Annotated in this window: 27 protein-coding genes and 3 pseudogenes; 16 read left to right on the top strand and 14 right to left on the bottom strand. The window is 68.6% G+C overall.

Features of this window, described 5'->3' with window-relative positions; genetic code table 11:
- From DFQ15_RS17925 to DFQ15_RS14230, 10 genes and pseudogenes are all read left to right on the top strand, one after another.
- Nucleotides 1–146 (top strand): annotated as a pseudogene (locus tag DFQ15_RS17925) (IS630 family transposase); the annotation flags it as partial.
- 77 nt (nucleotides 147–223) lie between these two features.
- A complete protein-coding gene (locus DFQ15_RS14260; protein WP_110466617.1) occupies nucleotides 224–1144 on the top strand; it encodes a hypothetical protein in 921 nt (306 codons plus the stop codon).
- Nucleotides 1145–1251: 107 nt separating this feature from the next.
- The gene (locus DFQ15_RS17470; protein WP_158529077.1) at nucleotides 1252–1428 is read left to right on the top strand and encodes a hypothetical protein; all 177 of its coding nucleotides are present in this window, start codon (nucleotides 1252–1254) and stop codon (nucleotides 1426–1428) included.
- Nucleotides 1403–1729, top strand: a pseudogene (locus tag DFQ15_RS18210) (hypothetical protein); the annotation flags it as partial. The gene DFQ15_RS17470 and the pseudogene DFQ15_RS18210, both read left to right, overlap by 26 nt.
- A 40-nt stretch (nucleotides 1730–1769) precedes the next feature.
- On the top strand, nucleotides 1770–1949 hold the full coding sequence (locus tag DFQ15_RS14255) for a hypothetical protein (RefSeq protein WP_110466616.1): 180 nt from the start codon (nucleotides 1770–1772) through the stop codon (nucleotides 1947–1949).
- Between the two features lie 34 nt (nucleotides 1950–1983).
- The gene (locus DFQ15_RS14250) at nucleotides 1984–2406 is read left to right on the top strand and encodes an RNA-binding S4 domain-containing protein (RefSeq protein WP_110466615.1); all 423 of its coding nucleotides are present in this window, start codon (nucleotides 1984–1986) and stop codon (nucleotides 2404–2406) included.
- A gap of 58 nt (nucleotides 2407–2464) precedes the next feature.
- Nucleotides 2465–2854: a response regulator gene (locus DFQ15_RS14245; protein WP_110466614.1), complete on the top strand. Its 390-nt coding sequence runs from the start codon at nucleotides 2465–2467 to the stop codon at nucleotides 2852–2854.
- A gap of 116 nt (nucleotides 2855–2970) precedes the next feature.
- The gene (gmk, locus tag DFQ15_RS14240) at nucleotides 2971–3591 is read left to right on the top strand and encodes a guanylate kinase (RefSeq protein WP_110466613.1); all 621 of its coding nucleotides are present in this window, start codon (nucleotides 2971–2973) and stop codon (nucleotides 3589–3591) included.
- 14 nt (nucleotides 3592–3605) lie between these two features.
- Nucleotides 3606–3806, top strand: coding sequence for a DNA-directed RNA polymerase subunit omega (gene rpoZ / locus DFQ15_RS14235; protein ID WP_110466612.1), 201 nt, complete (start codon nucleotides 3606–3608; stop codon nucleotides 3804–3806).
- Between the two features lie 128 nt (nucleotides 3807–3934).
- Nucleotides 3935–6208 carry a RelA/SpoT family protein gene (locus DFQ15_RS14230; protein ID WP_110466611.1) on the top strand — a complete coding sequence of 758 codons (2274 nt, stop codon included), beginning with the start codon at nucleotides 3935–3937 and terminating at the stop codon, nucleotides 6206–6208.
- Between the two features lie 12 nt (nucleotides 6209–6220).
- Here the strand turns inward: DFQ15_RS14230 and greB are convergent, their stop codons facing one another.
- On the bottom strand, nucleotides 6221–6802 hold the full coding sequence (greB, locus tag DFQ15_RS14225; RefSeq protein ID WP_110466610.1) for a transcription elongation factor GreB: 582 nt from the start codon (nucleotides 6800–6802) through the stop codon (nucleotides 6221–6223).
- 108 nt (nucleotides 6803–6910) lie between these two features.
- Nucleotides 6911–8848: a DEAD/DEAH box helicase gene (locus tag DFQ15_RS14220; RefSeq protein WP_110466624.1), complete on the bottom strand. Its 1938-nt coding sequence runs from the start codon at nucleotides 8846–8848 to the stop codon at nucleotides 6911–6913.
- Between DFQ15_RS14220 and DFQ15_RS17200 the strand changes: the two genes are divergently transcribed.
- The gene (locus DFQ15_RS17200) at nucleotides 8847–9116 is read left to right on the top strand and encodes a hypothetical protein (protein WP_146228756.1); all 270 of its coding nucleotides are present in this window, start codon (nucleotides 8847–8849) and stop codon (nucleotides 9114–9116) included. The genes DFQ15_RS14220 and DFQ15_RS17200 overlap by 2 nt on opposite strands.
- A 37-nt stretch (nucleotides 9117–9153) precedes the next feature.
- Here DFQ15_RS17200 and orn read toward each other — a convergent pair whose 3' ends face one another.
- Nucleotides 9154–9744 (bottom strand): oligoribonuclease, encoded by a 591-nt coding sequence (orn, locus tag DFQ15_RS14215; protein WP_110466609.1) that lies wholly within the window; start codon nucleotides 9742–9744, stop codon nucleotides 9154–9156.
- Between the two features lie 39 nt (nucleotides 9745–9783).
- Between orn and DFQ15_RS14210 the strand changes: the two genes are divergently transcribed.
- Genes DFQ15_RS14210 through rsgA form a run of 3 tightly spaced genes read left to right on the top strand, consistent with a single transcriptional unit; the run spans nucleotide 9784 to nucleotide 12380 of the window.
- Nucleotides 9784–11076, top strand: a complete 1293-nt coding sequence (locus DFQ15_RS14210) for a M48 family metallopeptidase (RefSeq protein ID WP_110466608.1) — start codon at nucleotides 9784–9786, stop codon at nucleotides 11074–11076.
- Nucleotides 11077–11106: 30 nt separating this feature from the next.
- Nucleotides 11107–11445 carry a 4a-hydroxytetrahydrobiopterin dehydratase gene (locus DFQ15_RS14205; protein ID WP_110466607.1) on the top strand — a complete coding sequence of 113 codons (339 nt, stop codon included), beginning with the start codon at nucleotides 11107–11109 and terminating at the stop codon, nucleotides 11443–11445.
- Nucleotides 11442–12380, top strand: coding sequence for a ribosome small subunit-dependent GTPase A (gene rsgA / locus DFQ15_RS14200; protein ID WP_110466606.1), 939 nt, complete (start codon nucleotides 11442–11444; stop codon nucleotides 12378–12380). The genes DFQ15_RS14205 and rsgA overlap by 4 nt, the downstream gene beginning before the upstream one ends.
- Nucleotides 12381–12469: 89 nt before the next feature.
- Here the strand turns inward: rsgA and DFQ15_RS14195 are convergent, their stop codons facing one another.
- The 7 genes and pseudogenes from DFQ15_RS14195 to rpsP all read right to left on the bottom strand — a co-directional run bounded on the left by DFQ15_RS14195 (nucleotide 12470) and on the right by rpsP (nucleotide 17594).
- Nucleotides 12470–13489, bottom strand: coding sequence for a TraB/GumN family protein (locus DFQ15_RS14195; protein ID WP_146228755.1), 1020 nt, complete (start codon nucleotides 13487–13489; stop codon nucleotides 12470–12472).
- A 118-nt stretch (nucleotides 13490–13607) separates the two neighbouring features.
- Nucleotides 13608–14594 carry a CobD/CbiB family protein gene (locus DFQ15_RS14190; RefSeq protein WP_110466604.1) on the bottom strand — a complete coding sequence of 329 codons (987 nt, stop codon included), beginning with the start codon at nucleotides 14592–14594 and terminating at the stop codon, nucleotides 13608–13610.
- Between the two features lie 54 nt (nucleotides 14595–14648).
- Nucleotides 14649–15374: a CoA pyrophosphatase gene (locus DFQ15_RS14185; RefSeq protein ID WP_233504532.1), complete on the bottom strand. Its 726-nt coding sequence runs from the start codon at nucleotides 15372–15374 to the stop codon at nucleotides 14649–14651.
- A 90-nt stretch (nucleotides 15375–15464) separates the two neighbouring features.
- A complete protein-coding gene (rplS, locus tag DFQ15_RS14180) occupies nucleotides 15465–15860 on the bottom strand; it encodes a 50S ribosomal protein L19 (protein WP_110466603.1) in 396 nt (131 codons plus the stop codon).
- Between the two features lie 116 nt (nucleotides 15861–15976).
- Nucleotides 15977–16669 (bottom strand): annotated as a pseudogene (trmD, locus tag DFQ15_RS14175) (tRNA (guanosine(37)-N1)-methyltransferase TrmD); the annotation flags it as partial.
- A 42-nt stretch (nucleotides 16670–16711) separates the two neighbouring features.
- The gene (rimM, locus tag DFQ15_RS14170) at nucleotides 16712–17326 is read right to left on the bottom strand and encodes a ribosome maturation factor RimM (RefSeq protein ID WP_110466601.1); all 615 of its coding nucleotides are present in this window, start codon (nucleotides 17324–17326) and stop codon (nucleotides 16712–16714) included.
- A 4-nt stretch (nucleotides 17327–17330) separates the two neighbouring features.
- Nucleotides 17331–17594, bottom strand: a complete 264-nt coding sequence (rpsP, locus tag DFQ15_RS14165) for a 30S ribosomal protein S16 (RefSeq protein ID WP_110466600.1) — start codon at nucleotides 17592–17594, stop codon at nucleotides 17331–17333.
- 129 nt (nucleotides 17595–17723) lie between these two features.
- Between rpsP and DFQ15_RS14160 the strand changes: the two genes are divergently transcribed.
- Both DFQ15_RS14160 and DFQ15_RS14155 read left to right on the top strand, forming a co-directional pair.
- On the top strand, nucleotides 17724–18248 hold the full coding sequence (locus DFQ15_RS14160) for a GNAT family N-acetyltransferase (RefSeq protein ID WP_110466599.1): 525 nt from the start codon (nucleotides 17724–17726) through the stop codon (nucleotides 18246–18248).
- A gap of 34 nt (nucleotides 18249–18282) precedes the next feature.
- Nucleotides 18283–18729, top strand: coding sequence for a TM2 domain-containing protein (locus tag DFQ15_RS14155; RefSeq protein ID WP_110466598.1), 447 nt, complete (start codon nucleotides 18283–18285; stop codon nucleotides 18727–18729).
- Between the two features lie 87 nt (nucleotides 18730–18816).
- Here the strand turns inward: DFQ15_RS14155 and DFQ15_RS14150 are convergent, their stop codons facing one another.
- The 4 genes from DFQ15_RS14150 to DFQ15_RS14130 all read right to left on the bottom strand — a co-directional run bounded on the left by DFQ15_RS14150 (nucleotide 18817) and on the right by DFQ15_RS14130 (nucleotide 22665).
- On the bottom strand, nucleotides 18817–19581 hold the full coding sequence (locus DFQ15_RS14150; RefSeq protein ID WP_110466597.1) for an ABC transporter ATP-binding protein: 765 nt from the start codon (nucleotides 19579–19581) through the stop codon (nucleotides 18817–18819).
- A gap of 148 nt (nucleotides 19582–19729) precedes the next feature.
- A complete protein-coding gene (locus DFQ15_RS14140; RefSeq protein ID WP_110466596.1) occupies nucleotides 19730–20500 on the bottom strand; it encodes an ABC transporter ATP-binding protein in 771 nt (256 codons plus the stop codon).
- Between the two features lie 22 nt (nucleotides 20501–20522).
- Nucleotides 20523–21722: an ABC transporter permease subunit gene (locus DFQ15_RS14135; RefSeq protein ID WP_110466595.1), complete on the bottom strand. Its 1200-nt coding sequence runs from the start codon at nucleotides 21720–21722 to the stop codon at nucleotides 20523–20525.
- Nucleotides 21723–21735: 13 nt separating this feature from the next.
- Complete coding sequence (locus DFQ15_RS14130) at nucleotides 21736–22665, bottom strand: branched-chain amino acid ABC transporter permease (protein WP_110466594.1); 930 nt, start codon at nucleotides 22663–22665, stop codon at nucleotides 21736–21738.
- Nucleotides 22666–22911 lie beyond the last annotated feature (246 nt).

Here is a 22911-nt window from a genome sequence, read left to right as displayed (position 1 = left end):
GCGTGGCCGATCTGGAGCGCTCCATCCGGCAATACATCGACCGACATAACGCCGACCCGAAACCTTTCATCTGGCACAAGAGCGCCGATACGATCCTCGCAAAGGTCGCTCGGGCTGCCCACAAACTTAGTTCGGCTTATTTTTGAGACACCACACTAGCATGTCCTGCAGTTCCCAGGGCCGCCGCGCGGCCCCTGCCCGCCCACCTTGCCACGCACCTGCCATGAAGCCTTCCTACACCGCCCGCACGGGCCGCCCCGCCCTCTTCTCGCTGCGCTCCGCGGCACTCGCCTGCCTGGCCGCATGCGTCATGGCCGCCCTGCCGGCGGCGCATGCGGCAGGCGACGCCGCCTCCCTCCAGGCCCGCCATGCCGACGTGGCATCGGCGCTCATGCAGAACGCCTTCGGCCGGCCGCTGCGGCTGGAATCGACCGAGTCGTCGGGTCGGCTGCAGGGCACGATCGACGCGGCCATGGACCATGCCTTCGGCACCGTCGGCACCGCGCTGCAATCGCCCGAGGGCTGGTGCGAAATCCTGATGCTGCACCTCAACACCAAGAGCTGCACGGTGCAGAAGCGCGCGACCGGCACGATGCTGGCGGTGCACGTGGGGCGCAAGCACGACCAGCCGCTGCAGCAGTCGCAGCGGGTCGATTTCGTCTTCGAGAACGTCGCCGCCACCGCCGACTATCTGCAGCTGCGGCTGCGGGCAGACAGCGGCCCGCTCTCCACCCGCGACTACCGCATCGTGCTGCAGGCGGTGCCGATCGCCGGCAACAAGACCTTCGTGCGGATGGACTACTCCTACGCCTACGGCACCGCGGCACGGCTCGCGATGCAGGGCTATCTGGCGACGGTGGGCAGCGACAAGATCGGATTCACGCCGGTGCCGGGCAAGCCCGACGAGCGCATCGGCGGCGTGCGCGGCGTGGTCGAGCGCAACACCATGCGCTACTACTTGGCGATCGACGCTTATCTGGATTCGCTCTCGGCCCCGGCGGCGCAGCAGCGCGACATGCGCGCCGCGGGCTGGTTCGACGCGACCGAGCAGTACCCGCAGCAGCTGCACGAGGTGGACCGGGCCGACTACCTGGCGATGAAGCGCAGCGAGTTCGCGCGGATGCAGAACCCGGCAGCGCGCTGAACGCCGTTCAGACCGGGTCAGCGGGTCCGCCGACCCGGGCTCAGGTGGCGGCATCGTCGCTGTTCTGCGGCGCGCTGGGCGTATCGCCGCCACACTTCTCGCGCCGGATGAAGCTGATCGTGCCGCTGGTCTCCAGCACCGCCCAGGCCACGTCCTGCAATCGTGCCGATGCCGGCCAGGCGCATCTCGGCCTCGATCTCCGAACGGGTCGGCCGGCTGCGGCGGGTATTGTGGATCAGCAGTTCACCGTGGCGGACGATGAAGCGCGGCGGGCGCCATCGTAGCGGGCTGGCCGCCGACCCTTCTGGCACGCGCTGTGACATATGGGGGCGCCCCGTGCGGAGAGCCCAGCGCCGAACGGCGAGAACGATGGCCGACCGCAGGCGGCCGTGCCTCTGCCGGCATCCCGGGATTGCTATCAAAATAATAGCTAGAGGTCGGCGTCGGGAGATGGTGCGCAACCTGCTTCACGACGCGATCCGGCACACGCCTGTCGGCGGTGCGTCGAAAGTGACGGTGGCGCAAGACGGCGACCACGCCGTGCTCGCCGTCGCCGTCAGCGGCCCGGGCCTGGCGCCGGCGCTGCGCGGCCCCCGGTTCCAGCTTTTCGCCAGCGTCGGCGACCATGGCGGCTCGGGGCTGGGACCTGGCCATCTGCCGGGAGATCGTGCGGGTGCTGCAGGGCAGCACCGCGCCGGAAGACCGGCTGGAGCGGCGCGGCGATGCGCCCGATGCGGCACGGGTGGTGGTCGGACTGGACGCGACGGTACGGCTGCCACTGGCACCGCCCGTCGACACCGAATGACACGGGGCGGTCGCGACCGGGTCACAATGCGCGCATGGTTGTTCTCGACACGATGCGGCTGGACAAGTGGCTCTGGTGCGCACGCTTCTATAAAACCCGGGGTCTCGCGGCCGAGGAAGTCGCCAAGGGCCGTGTGCTGGTGAACGGCAACGCGGCCAAGCCGGCCAAGGACCTGCGGCCCGGCGACAATGTGGTGATGCGGCACGGACCGCTGCTGCGCACCGTGACGGTCCGCGGCCTGAGCGGCATGCGGGGTCCGGCATCCGTGGCCCAGGCGCTCTATGAGGAAACACCCGACAGCGTGCAGGCCCGCGAACGCGCGGCCGAGCAGCGGCGCCTGGCGCCGGAGCCGGCCGATACGCTGGCCCACGGACGGCCCACCAAGCGCGACCGCCGCAGCATCGAACAGGCCGGCCACGGATGGAACGAGCGCTGGAGCGCCTCGGTCGACGACTGACGGCGATCCGCCTTCCGCGGCAACCGCCTACGGCACATTCACAGGAATCCCAGGACGGATGGCATTGCGACTTTATTTGATCGAAGACGACGAAGCCATGCGCAGCACGCTGGCCGAGTTGTTGAGTGGCCATCTCGACATCGAGGTGGTCGGCTACGGCGACAACGAACTGAGCGTCACCCACTGGCTCTCCAGCCACGACAGCGGCTGGGACCTGGCGATCGTCGACCTGCAGCTTCGCACCGGCAGCGGCATCGGCGCCTTGCAGTGGTGCGCCACGCGGATGCCGCACCAGAAGGTGGTCGTCCTCAGCGGCATGGCGACCGACGAGGCGCGGGCGCGCTGCCTGGCGCTCGGTGCCGACGGCGTCTTCGACAAGGCCACCGAGATGGACGCCTTCGTCGCGTTCTGCTGCAACCTCAAGGTCGGCGGCGCGGCCGCGCGTTGAGGCCAGGGCCGCTGGCGAGCATCTGCAGCGACCGGGCCCGTGCTGGAGCAGTCGCGCTTCCCGTGCAGAATACGGCCCGCGCCGCGCCGGCGTATCTCTCTTTTGCCTCGACGCCCATGGACTATCCCGGAAACCTCTTCGTCGTCGCCGCCCCCAGCGGTGCCGGCAAATCGAGTCTCGTCAAAGCCCTGATGGAGCTGGACTCCCAGGTGCAGCTGTCGGTGTCGCACACCACCCGTCCGCCACGCGGCCAGGAAAAGCACGGTCGCGAATACTTCTTCACCTCGCAGCAGGAGTTCGACGCGATGGTGGCGGGCGACGCCTTCGTGGAATGGGCCCATGTGCACGGCCAGCGCTACGGAACCTCCAAGAAGGCGATCGAGGAGCGCGTCGCCCAGGGTGCCGACGTGATCCTGGAGATCGACTTCCAGGGCGCGGTGCAGATCAAACAGACCTTCGCCAACGCGATTCTGATCTTCATCCTGCCGCCGAGCTGGGAAGAGCTGCGCTCCCGCCTGGAGCGGCGCGGCGAGGACACCCCGGAGATCATCGAACTCCGGCTGAAGAATGCCGCCGCGGAAATGGCGGAAGCCCGGAAATTCGACTTCGTTATAATCAACGCGTTATTCGAGCGCGCGCTTTTCGACCTGAAAGCGGTGGTCCACGCCCAGCGCCTCAAATTCGCGGCCCAGCGCCGCGCCCGAGCCGACACCTTCCAGTCGCTCAACATTACCTGATTTCGGAGATTTCCATGGCCCGCATTACCGTCGAAGATTGCCTGCTGCAGATTCCGAACCGCTTCCAGCTGGTGCTGGCGGCCACCTACCGGGCACGCATGCTGAGCCAGGGCCACACCCCCAAGATCGAGAGCAAGAACAAGCCGGGCGTCACCGCCCTGCGCGAGATCGCCGAAGGCAAGATCGGCATCGAGATGTTGAAGAAGGTCCCCTGATCGCGCTAGGCCCCTGCGCACGAAGAAGCACCGCTGCGGCGGTGCTTTTTTTTGCCCGCCCGCCGGCCGACGCGAAGTCGGTGCACGGGGTGGCGACAGGGCTATGCCCCTGGCGCTACATTAAAGCCATGACCGCGGCGTTGCAAACGTTCCCCCTCCTGCCTCCTGCGCCACCGATCGCCGGCAGCCCCGCCGCGCAGGCCGCGGCCGCCAACGCAGCCGCCGCCAGTTTCGCGACCCTTACCGCCAGCCTGGACTATCTCGGCACGGCCGGGGTCGAGCAGGTGCGCCAGGCCTACCGGTTCGCCGACGAGGCGCATCTCGGCCAGCTGCGCAACAGCGGCGAGCCATACATCACCCACCCGATCGCGGTCGCCGCCCAGTGCGCCGCCTGGAAGCTCGATGCCCAGGCCCTGATGGCCGCGCTGCTGCACGACGCGATCGAGGACTGCGGCGTCACCAAGCCCGAGCTGATCGACCGCTTCGGCGCGCCGGTGGCGGAACTGGTAGACGGCCTCACCAAGCTCGACAAACTGCAGTTCAACACCCGCGAAGAGAACCAGGCCGAGTCCTTCCGCAAGATGCTGCTGGCCATGGCGCGCGACGTGCGCGTCATCCTGATCAAGCTGGCCGATCGCACCCACAACATGCGCACCATGGGCGACATGCCGCGCGCCAAGTGGGGCCGCATCGCCTCGGAAACGCTGGAGATCTACTCGCCGATCGCCCACCGCTTGGGCCTGAACCAGACCTACCGGGAACTGCAGGACCTGTCGTTCCGCTACCTGCACCCCTGGCGCCACGCGATCCTGTCGAAGGCCGTCACCAAGGCCCGCAACCGGCGCCGCGATCTGCTGCGCAAGGTGCAGACCGACGTGGATGCGATCTTCACCACCGCCGGCTTGCGCACCCGCATCGCCGGGCGCGAGAAGACGCTCTACTCCATCTACCGCAAGATGGACGAAAAGCACCTGAGCTTCGCGCAGGTCACCGACATCTACGGCTTTCGCCTGATCGTGCCCGGCGTGACCGACTGCTACACCGCGCTCGGTCTGCTGCACCAGATGTACAAGCCGGTGCCGGGCAAGTTCAAGGACCACATCGCGATCGCCAAGTTGAACGGCTACCAGTCGCTGCACACCACGGTGGTCGGGCCGTCGGGCATCAACATCGAGTTCCAGATGCGGACCGAAGAGATGCACATCGTGGCCGAGGCCGGCGTCGCGGCCCACTGGCTCTACAAGGCCGACGACTCCTCCGACAGCTCCGAGCGCCACGGCACCAAATGGCTGCAGTCGCTGCTCGACATCCAGCAGGAGACCCGCGACGCGGCCGAGTTCTGGGACCACGTCAAGGTCGACCTGTTCCCCGACGCGGTCTATGTCTTCACGCCCAAGAGCCAGATCATGGCGCTGCCGCGCGGTGCCACGGTGGTCGATTTCGCCTATGCGATCCACACCAACGTAGGGGACCGCACCGTGGCCGCCAAGATCAACGGCGAGCAGGTACCGCTGCGTACCGAGCTGAAGAACGGCGACGTGATCGAGGTCACCACCGCAGCCGTCTCAACACCCAACCCGGCCTGGCTCGGCTTCGTGCGCACCGGCCGGGCGCGCTCGAAGATCCGGCACTACCTCAAGACGCTGGAAGAGACCGAATCGCAGTCGCTCGGAGAAAAGCTGCTCACCCACGCCCTGCGCGCGGAAGGCATGGAACGCCTGCCCAGCATCTCGCCGGAGCACCAGGCGATCTGGGACCGGCTGCTGCGCTTCACCGGCAACCGTGACCGGGAGGAGTTGCTGACCGACATCGGCCTGGGCAAGCGGATCGCCAACATCGTCGCCAAGCGGCTCACCATCCTGATGACCGAGGACGGCGGGCGGCCCGACGCGATGCTGCTCACCCGCGAGCGCTACAGCTCCCACGAGAGCCTGTCGCAAGGCGGCGTGACGCTCGACGGCAGCGAGAACGCATCGGTCACCTACGCCAAATGCTGCCGCCCGGTGCCGGGCGACGCCATCGTCGGCTACCTGGGCCGCGGCGAGGGCCTGACGGTGCACGTGGCCGACTGCGCGGTCGCGACCCGGTTGCTGCACAAGGACAGCGAGCGTTTCATCGCCGTGTCGTGGGCCGACGATCCGGTACGCGCCTTCGAGACCGGCATCGTGGTGACGGTGACCAACCGCAAGAGCGTGCTGGCCCGGGTCTCGGCCGAACTGGCGCGGGCCGAGGTCGACATCACCCATGTCGACATGGGCGACGAGGCGGCCCTCGACACCACCGACCTGCGCTTCGTGATCGAGGTGCGCGACAGCGCCCACCTCGAGACCGCGATCCGCAACCTGACCCGCACGCCGTCGGTGCTGCGGATCCGGCGTATCCGGCCTTCCAGCGCCGCTTGACCGGGTACGGCGCTAGGGTCTGTACGTGCTCGGCGACGGCGGCGGATAGGCTACCGAGAGGATCTCGATGTCCTGCGGACCCGAAGGCGTGAACAGCTGCACCACGTCGCCCTGCCGCGACTTGAGCAGCGCCTGCGCAACCGGCGACACCCAACTCACCTGCTGCCGGGCCGTGTCCGCCTCGTCGACCCCCATGATCGTGACCGTCCGCGCGTCGCCCGCCTCGTCCTCGTAGGTGACGGTGGCGCCGAAGAAGACCTGGTCGTTGCCTTGGTGCACCGCCGGGTCGGTGATCTCGGCGATCTCCAGGCGTTTGGTGAGGAAGCGGATGCGACGGTCGATCTCGCGCAGCCGCTTCTTGCCGTAGAGGTAGTCGCCGTTCTCCGACCGGTCGCCGTTGCCGGCGGCCCAGTGCACCACGTCGACCACCTTGGGCCGCTCGTTGTCGATCAGGTCGAGCAGCTCGTCGCGCAGCCGCGCGTAGCCGGCGGGCGTGATGTAGTTCTTGCGGCCGGCCGGCAGCGCGGGCGCGCCGGCGGCATCGTCCTCGTCGTCGAAGTCGCCCTCGGGCTCCTTGGTGAAGGCCTTGTTCATCCGGTGTATCTCTGCTGAAACGACAACGGGCCGACTGTAGAACAGCGGCCCGTAGGAAGGAGTGCCGGCGACCCGGCAGCGGGTCCCGCCGCACGGCGGGACGCTGGCTCAGCGCGCGGGCTTGGCCGTGCGGCGTGGACCGTCGTGCGGCACATAGGCCTTGCCGGCCGGAGCCGGACGGCCGCCGAAGCCGCCAGGGCCCGGACGGGCGCCGCCACCGAAGGCCGGCTTGCGCGGACCGCCGTCGCGGGCACCGAAGGCGTCGCCCCGGGCGCCTTCATGGCGTGGAGCGCCGAAGCCCTCGCCGCCACGCGGTGCGAAACGCGGGCCGGCGTTGTCGCCGAAGCCCGGCTTGCGGCCGAAACCGCCACCGCCGCGGTCGTCACGACCGAAGCCGCCGGCATTGCCGCCGCCAGGCGCCGCGTCGCGGCCCGGGCCGGAACGGTCACGGTCGCCGCCGAAGCCACCACCACCACCGCCGAAGCCGCGGTTGCCGCCGCCGGCGAACCGGCCTGCACCGCCGCCACGCGGGCCGGCATCGCGGCCGCCACGGCCGCCGAAGTCACCGCGCGGTGCGCGGGCATCCGGGGCGCGCTGCTGCGGCTCCAGGCCGACGATGACGTCGGCCTTGAACTGCTGGCGGCTGTAACCCTCGATGTCGAAGATCTTGCGGCGGTCGCGCATCTCGGCGAAGGTCACGGCCAGGCCGTCGCGGCCCGCGCGGCCGGTACGGCCGATGCGGTGGGTGTAGTCCTCGGCCTTCATCGGCAGGCCGAAGTTGAAGACGTGGGTGATCGTGGGCACGTCGATGCCGCGGGCCGCGACGTCGGTAGCCACCAGGATCTGCACCTGCCCCTGGCGCAGGGCCATCAGGCGGCGGTTGCGCAGGCCTTGCGACAGGGCGCCGTGCAGCGCGACCGCGCTGAAGCCTTCCTGCTGCAGGTCGTTGGCCAGGCCGTCGCACTCGACTTGCGTGCTGGCGAAGACGATGGCCTGGTTGATCGTGGTGTCGCGCAGCCAGTGGTCGAGCATCTTGCGCTTGTGCTGGGCGTTGTCGGCCCAGTAGAGCTTCTGCTGGATGTTGGCGTGCTTTTCCTGCGGGCTGTCGATCTGCAGCTTCTGCGGATCGCGCATCACGCGGTGGGCCAGCTGCTGGATGCGCGGCGCGAAGGTGGCGCTGAACATCATGGTCTGGTGGCGCTCGATGGTGAGCTGGTTGACTTCGGCCAGGTCGTCGGAGAAGCCCAGGTCGAGCATGCGGTCGGCTTCGTCGACGACCAGGAACTTGACCTGGTCGAGCTTGAGCTGCTGCGAGCGCTGCAGGTCCAGCAGGCGGCCGGGGGTGGCGACGACCAGGTTGGCGTTCTGCAGCTTGGCGATCTGCAGCTGGTACGGCATGCCGCCCACCACGTTGGCCACGCGGATGCCGCGGCAATGCTGCACCAGGCCGATGGCGTCGTGCGCCACCTGCTGGGCCAGCTCGCGCGTCGGGCACAGGATCAGGGCGCCGGGGGTGGCGGCCTTGAAGTTGCGGGCGTTGGTCGGGTCCTTGCGCTTGGCGCGCTTGGGTGGCGGCTCGCCGGCGGCCAGGGCGTCTGCCGTGGCCTTGTCGAACGCGGCGCGCTCTTCGGCTTCTTCCTCTTCCTGCATGCGGATCAGCGTGTGCAGGACGGGCAGCAAGAAGGCGGCGGTCTTGCCGCTACCGGTCTGGCTGGAGACCATCAGGTCGATGTACTTGCGGTTGCCGGCTTCGCCCGAGCCCATGGCCAGGGGAATCGCCTTGTCCTGCACGCCGGTCGGCTGGGTGAAGCCGAGGTCGGCCACGGCCTGCACCAGTTGGGGTGCCAGGCCCAGGCGGACGAAGCCGTTCGGCTTTTCGGTGGTGTCGTCGCCCACCGGCTTGACGACCGGGGGTGCGTCGTCGACCAGGGCCACCAGTGCGGCGGATTGCGCTGCGACAGCGGCGTGCTGGGCGGCTTGGGAATCGGAAATGGAAAGGTTTTCGGCAGGCGCGCAAGCGTCCTGCACGACGGTCGTGTCGGTCATGAATTTTTCTTTCACACGAATAGCAACCGCTGGCGCTGCCGGCGGGCGCTTCGTGATGGTGAGTAAAACATCCACCATCAAACGAAGCCTGCAGGGCCTGTGGGCCGAGCGGGGGACTCTTTTTGCTGAAGTTGCTTCAGCCGGTCCGGTGCATGAGGGGAGATGCGCAAAAGTGCCGGTGTCTGAAAAGACCTGTTCCGGCGCAGCCCGCAATTATGGCACGGATTGGGGTTTTCCCGCAACACTTTTGTGCAGGCGGCGCAAATGACCCGGGCCGCGCCGACGTGGGCGTGGTGTCGAGTCGCTCAAGCGTCGGACGATCCGCGCAGGAAGTGGGTGCGGTAGTGCGCCAACTCGTCGATCGACTCGTGCACGTCGGCCATCGCGGTGTGCTTCTGCGCCTTCTTGAAGCTGGCGTACACGTCGGGCCGCCAGCGCTTGGCCAGCTCCTTCAAGGTGCTCACGTCCAGGTTGCGGTAGTGGAAGAAGGCCTCCAGCTTCGGCATGTAGCGCACCAGGAAGCGCCGGTCCTGGCTGATGCTGTTGCCGCACATCGGCGCGGTGCGCTTGCCGACGTAGGGGGCGAGGAAGGCCAGGATCTGCCGCTCGGCCTCCTCCTCGGTCACGGTCGAGGCCTTGACCCTGTCGATCAGGCCGCTCTTGCCGTGGGTGCCCTTGTTCCAGGCGTCCATCGCGTCGAGCTGCGCGTCCGACTGGTGGATCACGAACACCGGGCCTTCGATGCGCGGCTCCAGGTCGGGGCCGGTGACGACGACCGCGATCTCGATCAGGCGGTCGGTGTCGGGCTCGAGGCCGGTCATTTCGCAGTCGAGCCAGACCAGGTTCTGGTCGGATTTGGCGAGCGTGGGTACGGTGGGGGTGTTCGTGTCGGGCATGGGGCCGATTGTCACCGATGGCCTACACTGGCCGCCCCCATGCCCGCCGCCCCCGCCACCACCCTCCTCGGCCTGCCCGCGCCCCTGGCGCTGACCGCCTTTTTCGCCCTGGCCCTGCTGCTGAGCGTGGTCGCCAAACTGTGGCTGGCGTCGCGGCAGATGCGCCACGTGGCCCGCCATGCCGACGCGGTGCCGGCCGCGTTCGACGGCAAGGTGTCGCCCGCGGCGCACCGCAAGGCCGCGGCCTACACCATCGCCCGCGGCCGTTTCGGCCTGCTGGAGCTGGCGGCCGCCACGGTGGTGCTGCTGGGCTGGACGCTGCTCGGCGGGCTCGATTGGCTCAACCGCATGCTCTTCGAGGCGCTCGGCGGCGGCATGCTGCAGCAGCTGGTGCTGGTGGGCGCCTTCGTCGCGATCGGCAGCCTGATCGACCTGCCCTTCACCCTCTACAAGACCTTCGTGGTGGAGGAGCGTTTCGGCTTCAACAAGATGACCCTGGCGCTGTGGGCGGGCGATCTGCTGAAATCGGTGGCGGTGGGCGTGGTGATCGGCCTGCCGATCCTGGCGCTGATGCTCTGGTTGATGGGCGCCGCCGGGCGCTATTGGTGGCTCTGGGCCTGGGCGGTGTGGATGGGCTTCAACCTGCTGTTGCTGGTGGTCTATCCCACCTTCATCGCGCCCCTCTTCAACAAGTTCCAGCCGCTGGCCGACGAATCGCTCGAGGCGCGCGTCACCGCGCTGATGCAGCGCTGCGGCTTCTCGGCCAAGGGCCTGTACGTGATGGACGGCAGCCGGCGCAGCGCGCATGCCAACGCCTACTTCACCGGCTTCGGCGCGGCCAAGCGGGTAGTGTTCTACGACACGCTGCTGGCCAAGCTCTCGCCCGGCGAAGTGGACGCGGTGTTGGCGCACGAGCTGGGCCATTTCCGCCACGGCCACATTCCGAAGCGGATCGTGGCGATGTTCGCGCTGAGCCTGGTCGGCTTCGCGCTGCTCGGCTGGCTCTCGACCCAGGGCTGGTTCTACCTGGGCTTGGGCGTGCGGCCCAACATGGCGGCACCCAACGACGCGCTGGCGCTGCTGCTGTACCTGCTGGTGCTGCCGGTCTTCGGCTTCTTCGCCGGGCCGCTGTCTGCGGGCCTCTCGCGCAAGCACGAGTTCGAGGCCGATGCCTACGCCGTGGCCCAGACCAGCGGTGCCGACCTGTCGCAGGCCCTGCTCAAGCTGTACGAGGACAACGCCTCGACCTTGACGCCCGACCCGGTCTACGCCCGCTTCTACTACTCCCATCCGCCGGCCGCCGAGCGCCTGGCGCGCATGGCCCCGGCCTGAACAGGCCTTCATATCGCAAGGACCGCCGCCATGGCCCGAGAATTGAAACAAAAGGACTGGCAAGCCGTTGAACGGCGCCGACTTAACGCTACCGAAATCGTAGCAAAGCTCGCCCAGCTCGACGGCTGGCGCCTGACCGGCGACGACGACGACGTGGCGATCGAGAAGGAATACCGCTTCGTCGACTACTACCAGACGCTGGCCTTCGTCAACGCGCTGGCGCTGGTCGCCCACCGGCAGGACCACCACCCCGACCTGTCGGTGCACTACGGCCGCTGCACCGTGCGCTGGAACACCCACGACGTCAAAGGTATTTCGGAGACCGACATCGCCTGCGCCACCGCGGCCGACGCACTGCTCGCCGCATGAGCAGACCCCAGGAAGGCCTGGTCGTCGGCAGCCACGGCCGGCATTGCGTGGTCGAGACGCCCGGGGGCGTGCGCTGGATTTGCCACCCGCGCGGCAAGAAGAGCCAGGCCGTCGTAGGCGACAAGGTTCTGTGGCAGGCACCGCCCGAGAACCAGGGCGACGAGGGCATCGTCGAGAAGGTGCTGGAGCGGCGCAACCTGTTCTACCGCCAGGACGAGATCCGCACCAAGTCCTTCGCCGCCAACCTCGACCAGATTTTGATCCTGGTCGCGGCCGAGCCCGAGTTCAGCGCCCACCAGCTCGCCCGTGCGCTGGTGGCGGCCGAGGCCGAGCACATCGTGCCGATCATCGCGCTCAACAAGCGCGACCTGGCCGGCCCTTTCGCCCAGGCCTGGGAGCGCTTGCAGCCGCACCGGAGCATGGGCTACCGTGTGCTGCCGCTGTCGCTCAAGGCTTCGTCGGGCGAAGCCGACCTGGCCGAACTGACCGAGCTGACCGCCCTGCTGCAGGGCAGGACCACCCTGGTGCTGGGCCCTTCGGGCGCCGGCAAGAGCACCCTGATCAACCTGATGGTGCCCGGTGCCCTCGCGTCCACCGGCGAGATCTCGCAGGCGCTCAACTCCGGCAAGCACACCACCACGACCACCACCTGGTACTGGGTGGACGCGGCCCGCACCACCGCGCTGATCGATTCGCCGGGCTTCCAGGAATTCGGCCTGCACCACATCCCGGCGGCGCGGCTGGCGGCCTGCATGCCGGACCTGGCCAGGTACATGCAGGAATGCAAGTTTTACAACTGCAGCCACCTGCACGAGCCGGGCTGCGCGGTGCGTGCCCACGTGGCACCGGGCGATGCAGAGGGCAGCATCGACCCGCACCGCTACAAGATCTACGGCGAGCTTCACGAAGAGCTCAGCCAGCCGCCCCGCTACTGAAGAAAATGTGAGGGAATCTGCTGCGCAGCCCGATTGCGCGTCCGGGGTCCTCACCGTACCGAACCAGGGCGCACACTCGGGCATGCTCGCTACGGTTCTTTCCCATTTTGGGCGGGCGCCTTTTTAGGCAGAGATTCGGCAGGCGGCAGGTATTCCACCGTATAGCCGCGTTCCTGCAGCAGTGCGGGCAGGCCCTGGGGGCCGATCATGTGCAGGGCGCCCACCGCCACCAGCCAGGGTTTGCCCTCGGCCTGCAGCCGGTCGATGCCGTCGGCCAGCGCCGGGTTGCGGTCGTCCAGCAGGGCCTCCACCTGGGCGCGGCCGCGTGGGGCGTCCATGCAGCCGCACCAGACCGCATAGTTGGCGAGGCGCGGCAGATCGGAGGTGGACCAGATGCCCGTCAGGGTGCGCGCGACGCCGGCCGAGCGCCCTTGCTCGAGCGCTTCCAGGCCGTCTTCCAGGGCCTGGGCATCGACTTGGTCGGGCGACCCCACCAACGCGCGCATCTGCGCCTCGGGCGTTTCCAGCGACACCACCGGCACGCTCCGCGCCCGCGCCCAGCCCGACAGCACGTACTCTTGCGCGTACTCCGCATAGAGCTTCTGCGACCGCAGCGCGTACAGCTCGATGGTGGTGAGCACCATGGCCGGGTGCAGCGTAGCCTGCACAGCGTCGGGCAGGCAGACTCGGGCGGCCTGTGCCCGCATGCGGGCCTGCATGCCCGGCGGCCATTCGCCCGCATGGCGGGTCGCCAGCGCGGCCATGCGCCGCTGGACCGTCGGATCGAGCGGGTCCAGCTCCAGCGCCAGCACCTGGCTCGCCAGCAGGGCCCGGGTCAGCCGAGGCCCCGGCATGGCCCATGCCTGCCGGCCCACGTGCACCGTGCCGTAGAGATAACCCGCGCGCCCGCTCTTGCCGACACGCCAGAGAAAGCCGCGGTCCTGCGCCTGGGCCTGCATCTGCGCGAGCGCCGCCGGCCCGGGGACGGCGGGCGCCGGCGGGCAGGCCCCCGCTGCCGCCGGGACTGCTGCGCCGATGCACGCCGCACCGAGCACGACCGCCGCGGCGATGCGCCACCCACCGGTCATGCAGGGCACGAGTGTGGCCACCACGGGCCTCCAGGCGGCCGGGGACGGGAGAGGCACGTTTGCTCCTGAATTGATAGCTATAGGTCGACGTGGATTAACGGCCACAGGCACTTTTCGCTCAAAAAACCCTGCCGGGCCGTCAGCCGAGCAGGCGGGCCAGCGTCAGCAGCGCAAGCAGGCCCAGCCACACCACCACCGACCGCCACACCAGCCCCACCACCTGGGCCAGGTGCGAAAGCTCGGGCTCGCGGCCGGGGGTGCTGGCCGAGTCGATGCCGGGCTCGCCGTCGGCGTCGATCAGCAGAACCGTATCGGGTTCGGCCGAGCGCAGCGCGCCGCCGCCCAGGCGAACGTCGATGGCGCCCGAAGTGGCGGCCAGGATCACGCCGTCGTTGTCGTTGGGAAAGCGCTGCGCGTGGTAGCGCCAGCCTTCGATCGCCTCCTCGAAATTGCCGACCACCGCGAAGCTGAGCGCGGTGATGCGGGCCGGAAGCCAGTCGGCCACGGTCCAGGTCACAGCCGCCACCCGCTGCAGCGACGGGCTGGCCGGTGGCACCTGCAGGCGGCTTTTGTGCTTCCAGTGACGCGAGACGAATTCCGATAGGCGGTAGAACACCGCGCCCGCCGGCCCGAAGCCGAAGGCCGCCAGCACCGTGTACCAGACCAGCACCCCGAACACGTGGCGATGCGCGGCCAGCACCGAGTACTCGATCACGTGGCGCACGATCTCGCGGCGCGGCAGCTCGCTCGCATCGACCTGCTGCCAGTGCGCCAGCAGCTCGCGAGCGCGCATCTCGTCGCCCTCCAGCAATGCGTCGCGGATCGCGGTGAAGTGGTGGCTGAACTGGCGAAAGCCCAGCGTGACGTAGAGCACCGCCACGCTCCAGAGCACCGCGAAGGGCCAGCCCAGGCCCCAGAGCAGCAGCCAGTGCATGCCGGGCGTCAGCAGCGACGGCACCAGCACCGCCAGGCCCCAGGCCACCCATCCGTGGTGCGATTTGCCGGCATCGAAGTTGCGGCTCACCGACAGCGCCCAGGCCCGCAACCCGCCGTGGATCGGGTTGGTCCGGGCCAGCGGCCGCGCCTGCTCGAGCAGAAGGGCGAACAGGATGGCGAAGAAACTCATGGGGCAGGATGATATGCGAGCACCGCCGCGGTGCATCCGCCGGCGACCACCGCGTCAGGCGGCCAGGAAGCGGTAGAAGTTACGCAGCATGCCGGCGGTGGCGCCCCAGACGAAATACTCCTTACCGGTGGCCGGATCGGTCCAGGGCATCGAGAACCACTCGCGCCGGCCCTCGCCGCCTTCGACCACGTGCCGCCGGTGGTGCGCCGGGTCCATCAGGAAGGCGAGCGGCACCTCGAACACGTCGGCCACCTCGTCGGGGTTGGCCCGCAGCACGCAGCCGGGCTGGATCAGCGCCACCACCGGGGTGACGACGAAGGCGGTGATGGTGGCGTAGGTGGGCAGCTGGCCCAGCACCTGCACCCAGCGGCGCTCCAGGCCCACCTCTTCCTGCGCCTCGCGCAGCGCGGTGTCGGCGGCATCGGCATCGCCCGGATCGGCACGGCCGCCGGGGAAGGCCACCTGGCCCGAGTGGGTGCTGAGGTGCGCCGTGCGCTCGGTCAGCAGCACCGTCGGCTCGGGCCGCTGCACGATGCCGAGCAGCACCGACGCCGCCGCCGGCGCCCGCGTGCCGGCCGAGGGCTCGCGCCGCACATCGGGCTGCCAGGCCGGCGGCGTGCGGAAGCGCAGCCGCAGCGCCTCGGGCGTACAGCGTTCGAAGGGCACCGCGGGCAGGTGGGCATCGGTGCCGCTGACCGGCACCCGGCGCGGATCGAAGCCGGGAATCGACCCGGCCGGCACGTCGGGTGCGGCGAAAAACGGTGCAGGGGCGGCAGGCAACTGGCTCACGGACGAGGCTCACGGGAATGAAAAAAGCCGCTGGCGCGGTGCGGCAGCGGCTTTCGGCAGAAGCGCGGGGCTTCCGGCAGCTTACGCGGCGGCGACCGGCGCGATCTGCTTGTTGACGCGGGCCGGCAGCTTCTCCTTGATGCGTGCCGACTTGCCGCTGCGCTGGCGCAGGTAGTACAGCTTGGCACGGCGGACGTCGCCGCGGCGCTTGACTTCGATGCTGGCGATCAGCGGGCTGTAGGTCTGGAACGTACGCTCCACGCCTTCGCCGCTGGAGATCTTGCGCACGGTGAAGCCGCTGTTGAGGCCACGGTTGCGCTTGGCGATCACGACGCCTTCGAATGCCTGGGTACGCTTACGGGTACCTTCGACCACGTTCACGCTGACGATGACGGTGTCGCCGGGCGAGAACTGGGGAATCGTCTTGGCGAGACGGTCGATTTCTTCCTGCTCGAGGATCTGGATGAGATTGGCCATGGTTTCCTGTATGTCGATCGTGCCTGCGCTGCACTAAGGGCGGCTGGTCGGGCTTTGAAAGCCCCGCCGCGGCCAGGTAGAGGATCGGTAACCCGGCATTATAGCTTTTTCGGCGGCAGCAGATCCGGCCGGTGCCGGGTGGTGAGCGCGACGCGCTGCGCCCGCCGCCAGGCCTCGATCTTCGCGTGGTCGCCCGAGGTGAGCACCGGCGGCACGCCCTCGCCCTGCCACTGCTCGGGCCGGGTGTAGTGCGGGCAGTCCAGCAGGCCGTCGAGCGCCGGGTTGAAGCTGTCGAGCTGGTGGCTGCCGGCATCGTTCAGCACGCCGGGCTGCAGGCGCGCGACCGCGTCGAGCAGCGCCATCGCCGCGATCTCGCCGCCCGACAGCACGAAGTCGCCCAGGCTCAGCTGCACATCCACGAAGCAATCGATGAAGCGCTGGTCGATGCCCTCGTAGCGGCCGCAGACCAGCACCGCGCCGGTGCCGGCCGACCAGCGCTCGACGCCGGCATGGTCGATCCGCGCGCCGATCGGCGAGAAGAGCACCACCGGGGCCGCGGCCTCCGCCGGCTCGGCGCGATCGGCCCGCACCGCTTCCAGGCAGCGCGCCAGCGGCTCGGCCATCATCACCATGCCCGGGCCGCCACCGAAGGGCCGGTCGTCCACCCGGCGGTAGTTGCCGTCGGCATGGTCGCGCGGGTTCCAGAGGCGCACGTCGACCAGCCCGGTCTCGTACGCGCGCCGGGTCACGCCCACCTGCAGGAAGGGGGCGAACAGTTCGGGGAACAGGGTGAGGATGTCGAAGCGCATGGGTGCGGCGCAAGAAGATGCAGCCGGCTTGCGCCGACAGGGTCAGTAGTCGGGCTGCCAGTCGACCGTGATGCGGCGCACAACCAGGTCGACGCCGTCGACGAAGGCGGCGACGAACGGAATCATCCGCTCCTGCGGCTTGCCCTCGGCCTCGAAGGCCAAAACCATGACGGTCTGCGGGCCGGTGGAGAGCAGTTCCTTGACCCGGCCCATCGCGAGGCCCTCGCGGTTGACCACGTCCAGGCCGATCAGGTCGACCCAGTAGAACTCGTCTTCGGTGGTCGACGGAAAGCTGGAGCGGGCGACGAAGACGCGCGCGCCCTTCAGTGCCTCGGCGGTGTCGCGGTCGGGGATGTCGTGCGCGGTGGCGACGACGGAATCGGAATGTTCCTTGGCTTCCTTGATCGCGAGCTTGCGCGTGCCGGTGAAGGTCTTGGCGCCGCGCTCGGTCGGCTGGATGAACCAGCGCCTGGAAGAAAAAAGCGCCTCGGGCGTGGCGCTGTAGGGCAGGACGCGAAACCAGCCCTTGATGCCCCAGGCATCGCCGATGCGCCCCACCTCGACCGCATCTGCGGGAAGCTCCACCGGCTCCAGGCCGGTCAGCAGGGCGGGCGATGCCACGAAGGTGTCCGCACGCGGCGGCGCGGACGAGGCCATGCGCTCAGGCGGCTGCGGCCGGCACGGCCTTGGCGCTCTGGCGGATCAGGCGTTCGACGGTGGGGGATGCTTGCGCGCCCACGCCTTGCCAGTAGCTCAGGCGGTCTTGCGCGATGCGCAGGCCTTCTTCGCCACCGCGCGCGGTCGGGTTGTAGAAGCCCAGGCGCTCGATGAAACGGCCGTCGCGGCGGGTGCGCTTGTCGGCGACTACGATGTTGAAGAAAGGACGACCTTTGGAGCCGCCGCGGGAGAGTCGAATGACGACCATGATTTATCCTTCGGGTGGGAAACGGAGCAGGATCGCCCGTTTCGGTTCTTGCGGCGTTGAGACACGCGACATGGCCACCCGGCCAGCGACACGCAGCAAAGCCCGCGATTATATCTTTCCCGGCCCCCCATGCCCACCATCCGACCCAGCCAAGACGCCGATCTTCCCGCGATCACCACGATTTACGCACACCACGTGCTCCACGGCACCGGCACTTTCGAGATCGATCCCCCCAGCCTCGCCGACATGGCCGCCCGCCGCGCCGACGTGCTGGCCAAGGGCCTGCCCTACCTGGTGGCCGAGGACGACGCCGGCACGGTGCTGGGCTTCGCCTACGGCAACTGGTTCAAGCTGCGGCCGGCCTACCGCTTCTCGGCCGAGGATTCGATCTACCTGGCCGACGCGGCGCGCGGGCGCGGCATCGGCAAGCGCCTGCTGGCCGCCTTCGTGGCGCAGGCCGAGGCGGCCGGCGTGCGCAAGTTGATCGCGGTGATCGGCGATTCGGCCAACGCCGGCTCGATCGGCGTGCACCGGGCGGCGGGTTTCACCCAGGTCGGCGTGCTGAAGTCGGTGGGCTGGAAGTTCGGCGCCTGGCGCGACATCGTGCTGATGGAAAAGCCCCTGGGTGCGGCCGACACGACCGACCCGGACTAGGAGCCAGGGTGGCGCCATCAATAATGGACCCACCATGAAGAACAAAACCGTCGCCGCCTGGCTGGCCTTTCTCGGCGGGCCGCTCGGCTTGCACCGCTTCTACCTGCGGGGCTTCGGCGACATGCCGGGCTGGCTGCTGCCGTTGCCCACCGCGCTGGGCCTCTACGGGATCGAGCGGGTCAAGCAGTACGGGATCGACGACGCCTGGAGCTGGATGCTGATCCCGCTGCTGGGCTTCACCGCTGCCGGTTGCGCATTGACCGCCATTGTCTACGGCCTGATGGCGCCCGAGAAATGGAACGCCCGCTACAACCCCCAGGCCGCGGCCGACGCCCCGCCCGGCCGCACCCACTGGGGCACGGTCTTCGCGGTGGCCGGTGCACTGCTGATCGGCACCGGCATCCTGATGGCGACGCTGGCCTACAGCTTCGAGCACTTCTTCCAGTACCAGATCGAGGAAGCGCGCAAGATTTCGCAATGAAAATGGCTGTAGCCGGCGCACCGCGCCGACCTTTAGCTATCTTTTTAATAGCACACGAGCAAATGTGCGCGGTCTGGGCGCCCTGCCCTACTCGCCCAGGTAGGCGGCGCGCACCTTGGGGTCGCTCAGCAGCTCGAGGCCGGTGCCGTGCATCGAGATCAGGCCCGACTCCATCACGTAGCCGCGGTCGGCGATCTGCAGCGCGCGGCTGGCGTTCTGCTCGACCAGCAACACCGTCATGCCCTGGCGGGACACGTCGGCGATCACCTCGAAGATCTTGTCGACCATGATGGGCGACAGGCCCATCGACGGCTCGTCGAGCAGCAGGACCCGCGGCCGGCTCATCAGCGCGCGGCCCATCGCCAGCATCTGCTGCTCGCCGCCGCTCATCGTGCCGGCGAGCTGGTCGCGGCGCTCCTTCAGGCGCGGGAAGGTGACGAACACCTTGTCGATGTCGGCCGCGATGCCCGCCTTGTCGCTGCGGATGTAGGCGCCCATCTGCAGGTTCTCGAGGATGGTCATGCGCGCGAACACGCCGCGGCCTTCCGGCACCATCGCCAGTCCCAGCTTCACCAGGTCCCAGGCGCCACGGCCGCGGATGCTGGCGCCGAGGTACTCCACGTCGCCGTCCACGAGGGGCAGCGTGCCGGTGACGGCCTTCATCGTGGTGGTCTTGCCGGCGCCGTTGGAGCCGATCAAAGAGACCAGTTCGCCCTCGCGCACCTCGAAGTCGATGCCCTTGACCGCCTGGATGCCGCCGTAGCCGACCTTCAGGCTCTTGACCTGAAGCAGGACCTTGCGGCTGTCGGGAGATGCAGCCGCTGCTGCGGGCACCGTTGTTGTTTGGACCATGTCAATTCTCCGTGGCGCTGCGCAGGAAACTGCGCGACCGAACATCAGGGATACCGCGGAACCGGCTCTGCCGGGCCGCCGGTGTCGCCCCCTGCAAGGGGGTTGGCGAAGCGACACGCGGTGCGCGCAGCCTGGGGGTGTGCGTCATCTAATGGGTTCCCGTGCCGAGGTAGGCCTCGACCACTTTTTCGTTCTTCTGGACTTCGGCCGGCGTGCCCTGGGCGATCTGCTTGCCGTAGTCGAGCACCGTCACCCGGTCGCACAGGCCCATGACCAGCTTCACATCGTGCTCGATGAGCAGGATGGTGCGGTTGTCGGCGCGGATGCGGTCGATCAGTTCGCGCAGCTGCACCTTCTCGGTCGCGTTCATGCCGGCGGCCGGCTCGTCGAGGGCGATCAGCTGCGGATCGGTGGCCAGCGCGCGGGCGATCTCCAGACGGCGCTGGTCGCCGTAGGAGAGCGTCCGGGCCTTGTAGTCGGCGTAGCGGTAGATGCCGACGTACTCCAGAAGCTCGCGCGCCCGGGCGCGGATCGCCGCCTCTTCGGCCTTGAAGCCCGGCGTGCGGAAGATCGCGCCCAGCAGGCCCGACTTGCTTCGCACATGCCGGCCGACCATGACGTTCTCCTCGGCGGTCATGTCCGCGAAGAGGCGGATGTTCTGGAAGGTGCGGGCGATGCCGGCGCGCGCCACCTCGTGCACCGCCGTCGGCTGGTAGGGCCGGCCCGCCAGCTGGAAGCTGCCGCTGTCGGGCGTGTAGAGGCCGGTGATGACGTTGAAGAAGGTGGTCTTGCCGGCGCCGTTGGGGCCGATCAGGCCGTAGACCTGGCCGCGTTCGATCGTCATGCCCACGTCCGACAGGGCCTGCAGCCCGCCGAAGCGCTTCGAGATCCCGCGGACGTCGAGAATGGTGTTGTCCATGCTGTTGTGAAACCTTCGGCGCTCAGGAATTGATCGACATCGGGCGCGACGCGTCGCCCGGCAGCGCATCGGCCGGCGAATGCACGCCGGGATGCACATGGCCCGGGCCTTCGGGCGCGGGGGCGTCGCGCAGCACCTTGCCGCGGTCGGGCGCGGGCCAGAGGCCACGGGGGCGCAGCAGCATGACGACGATCATGGCGAGCGCGATCAGCAGCTGGCGCAGGATCGAGGCATCCAGCCGGCCGTCGGTCATCTGTTGCAGCGGGCCGGCGACGTAGCGCAGCACCTCGGGCAGCGCCGACAGCAGCACCGCGCCCAGGATCACGCCCGGCAGGTGGCCGATGCCGCCCAGCACCACCATCGCGACGATCATCACCGACTCCATCAGGCTGAAGGATTCGGGCGACACGAAGCCCTGGAACGCGCCGAACATCGCGCCCGACACGCCGCCGAAGCTCGCGCCCATGCCGAAGGCCAGCAGCTTCAGGTTGCGGGTGTTGATGCCCATCGCCTTGGCGGCGATCTCGTCCTCGCGGATCGCCATCCAGGCGCGGCCGATGCGCGAATCCGCCAGGCGCGAGCAGATGACCACGCTGATCACCACCAGCGCCAGGAACAGGTAGTAGTAGAGGGTGACCGAGGAGATGTCGTAGTCGCCGATCGTCAGCCGCTTGCCCAGGTCGAGCCCGAAGAACTTCACCGAGTCGATCTGGCCGATGCCCTTGGGGCCGTTGGTCAGGTTGATCGGATGGTCGAGGTTGTTCAGGAAGATGCGCACGATCTCGCCGAAGCCGAGGGTGACGATCGCCAGGTAGTCGCCCCGCAGCTTCAGGGTGGGCGCGCCCAGCAGCGCACCCGCCACCGCCGCCACCACCGCCGCGAGCGGAATGATGAACCACAGCGACACGTGCAGCCCGTCGGGGAACATCGCCTGGAAGGCGGGGAAGGCCTCCGACAGGTGCGGCGAGGCCATCAGGCCGAACAGGTAGGCGCCGACGGCGTAGAAGGCGACGTAGCCCAGGTCGAGCAGGCCGGCGTAGCCGACCACGATGTTCAGGCCCAAGGCCAGCAGCACGTAGAGCAGCGCCAGGTCGGCGATGCGGACCCAGGCGTTGCCGAAGTACTGCAGGATGTGCGGCAGTATGAGCAGGGCCACGGCGGCCAGCACATAGCCGATCACCGGGAATTTCTTGTCGCCGCGTGCGGTGGTGGTAGTGGTCATGGCGGGGCTCCGGTCAGGCACGGTCTGCCACACGCTCGCCCAGCAGGCCGGACGGCCGCAGGGTCAGCACGATGATCAGCACGACGAAGGCGAAGATGTCGCTGTACTGGCTGCCCAGCAGGCCGCCGGTCAGCGGGCCGATGTAGCCCGAGCCGATCGATTCGATCAGGCCCAGCAGGATGCCGCCGAGCACCGCGCCGCCCAGATTGCCGATGCCGCCGAACACGGCCGCGGTGAAGGCCTTGAGTCCGGGCAGGAACCCCATCGTGTGCTGCGCTGTTCCGTAGTTGGCGGCATACATCACGCCGGCGATCGCGGCCAGCACCGCGCCGATGATGAAGGTGGCGGAGATCACCATGTCGGGCTTCACGCCCATCAGGGCGGCGACGCGCGGGTTCTCGGCCGTGGCCCGCATCGCGCGGCCCAGGCGGGTGAAGTTGACCAGCCAGGTCAGCACCGCGAGCGATATGGCGGTCAGGCCCAGGATCAGCACCTGCGTCGGCGTGATAACCGCGCCGCCGATGTCGATCGGCGTGGTGGGCAGCAGCGTCGGGTAGACCTTGTAGTTGGGCTTCCAGATGATCATCGCCAGCGTCTGCAGCAGGATCGACATGCCGATGGCGGTGATCAGGGGCGCCAGCTTGGGCGCGTTGCGCAGCGGCCGGTAGGCCACCTTCTCGATCGTGAAATTGAGTGCCGCGGCGACGATGCACGCGATGACGAGGGAGACCAGCAGTATCAGCCAGCCGGGCGCCGCGGGCATCGACTCCTGCATGAGACCGATGATGGTCCAACTGGTGAGCGCCCCCACCATGAGCACTTCGCCATGCGCGAAGTTGATGAGGTTGATGATGCCGTACACCATGGTGTAGCCCAAGGCCACCAAAGCGTACATGCTGCCGAGGACCAGACCGTTGATGATCTGCTGCAGCAAGATTTCCATAGAGAGCGTCTTTCGTGTGTGGCGTGTCCCGCGGTGGCAGGGCGTCGAGCCACTCCGGTGTGTGGCCTGTGGAAGGGCTAGCAAAAAACCCGCCAGGCAAATACGTCACGGCGGGTTCGGGGACGGATTCTAGACAGGCCGGGTGTCCGCCTCCAATCGGTGGCCTGGGGTTTTACCTCTCGGGCGGATGGGCGCGAACGAGTGGGCGGCAGGGCCGCGCGGGACGTGACAGCCGGTGGGCGAACC

It is taken from the genome of Xylophilus ampelinus, assembly GCF_003217575.1.
Lineage (GTDB): Bacteria > Pseudomonadota > Gammaproteobacteria > Burkholderiales > Burkholderiaceae_C > Xylophilus > Xylophilus ampelinus.
The sequence above is the reverse complement of the archived record's forward strand: the minus strand, read 5'-3'. Positions and strand labels throughout refer to the sequence as shown.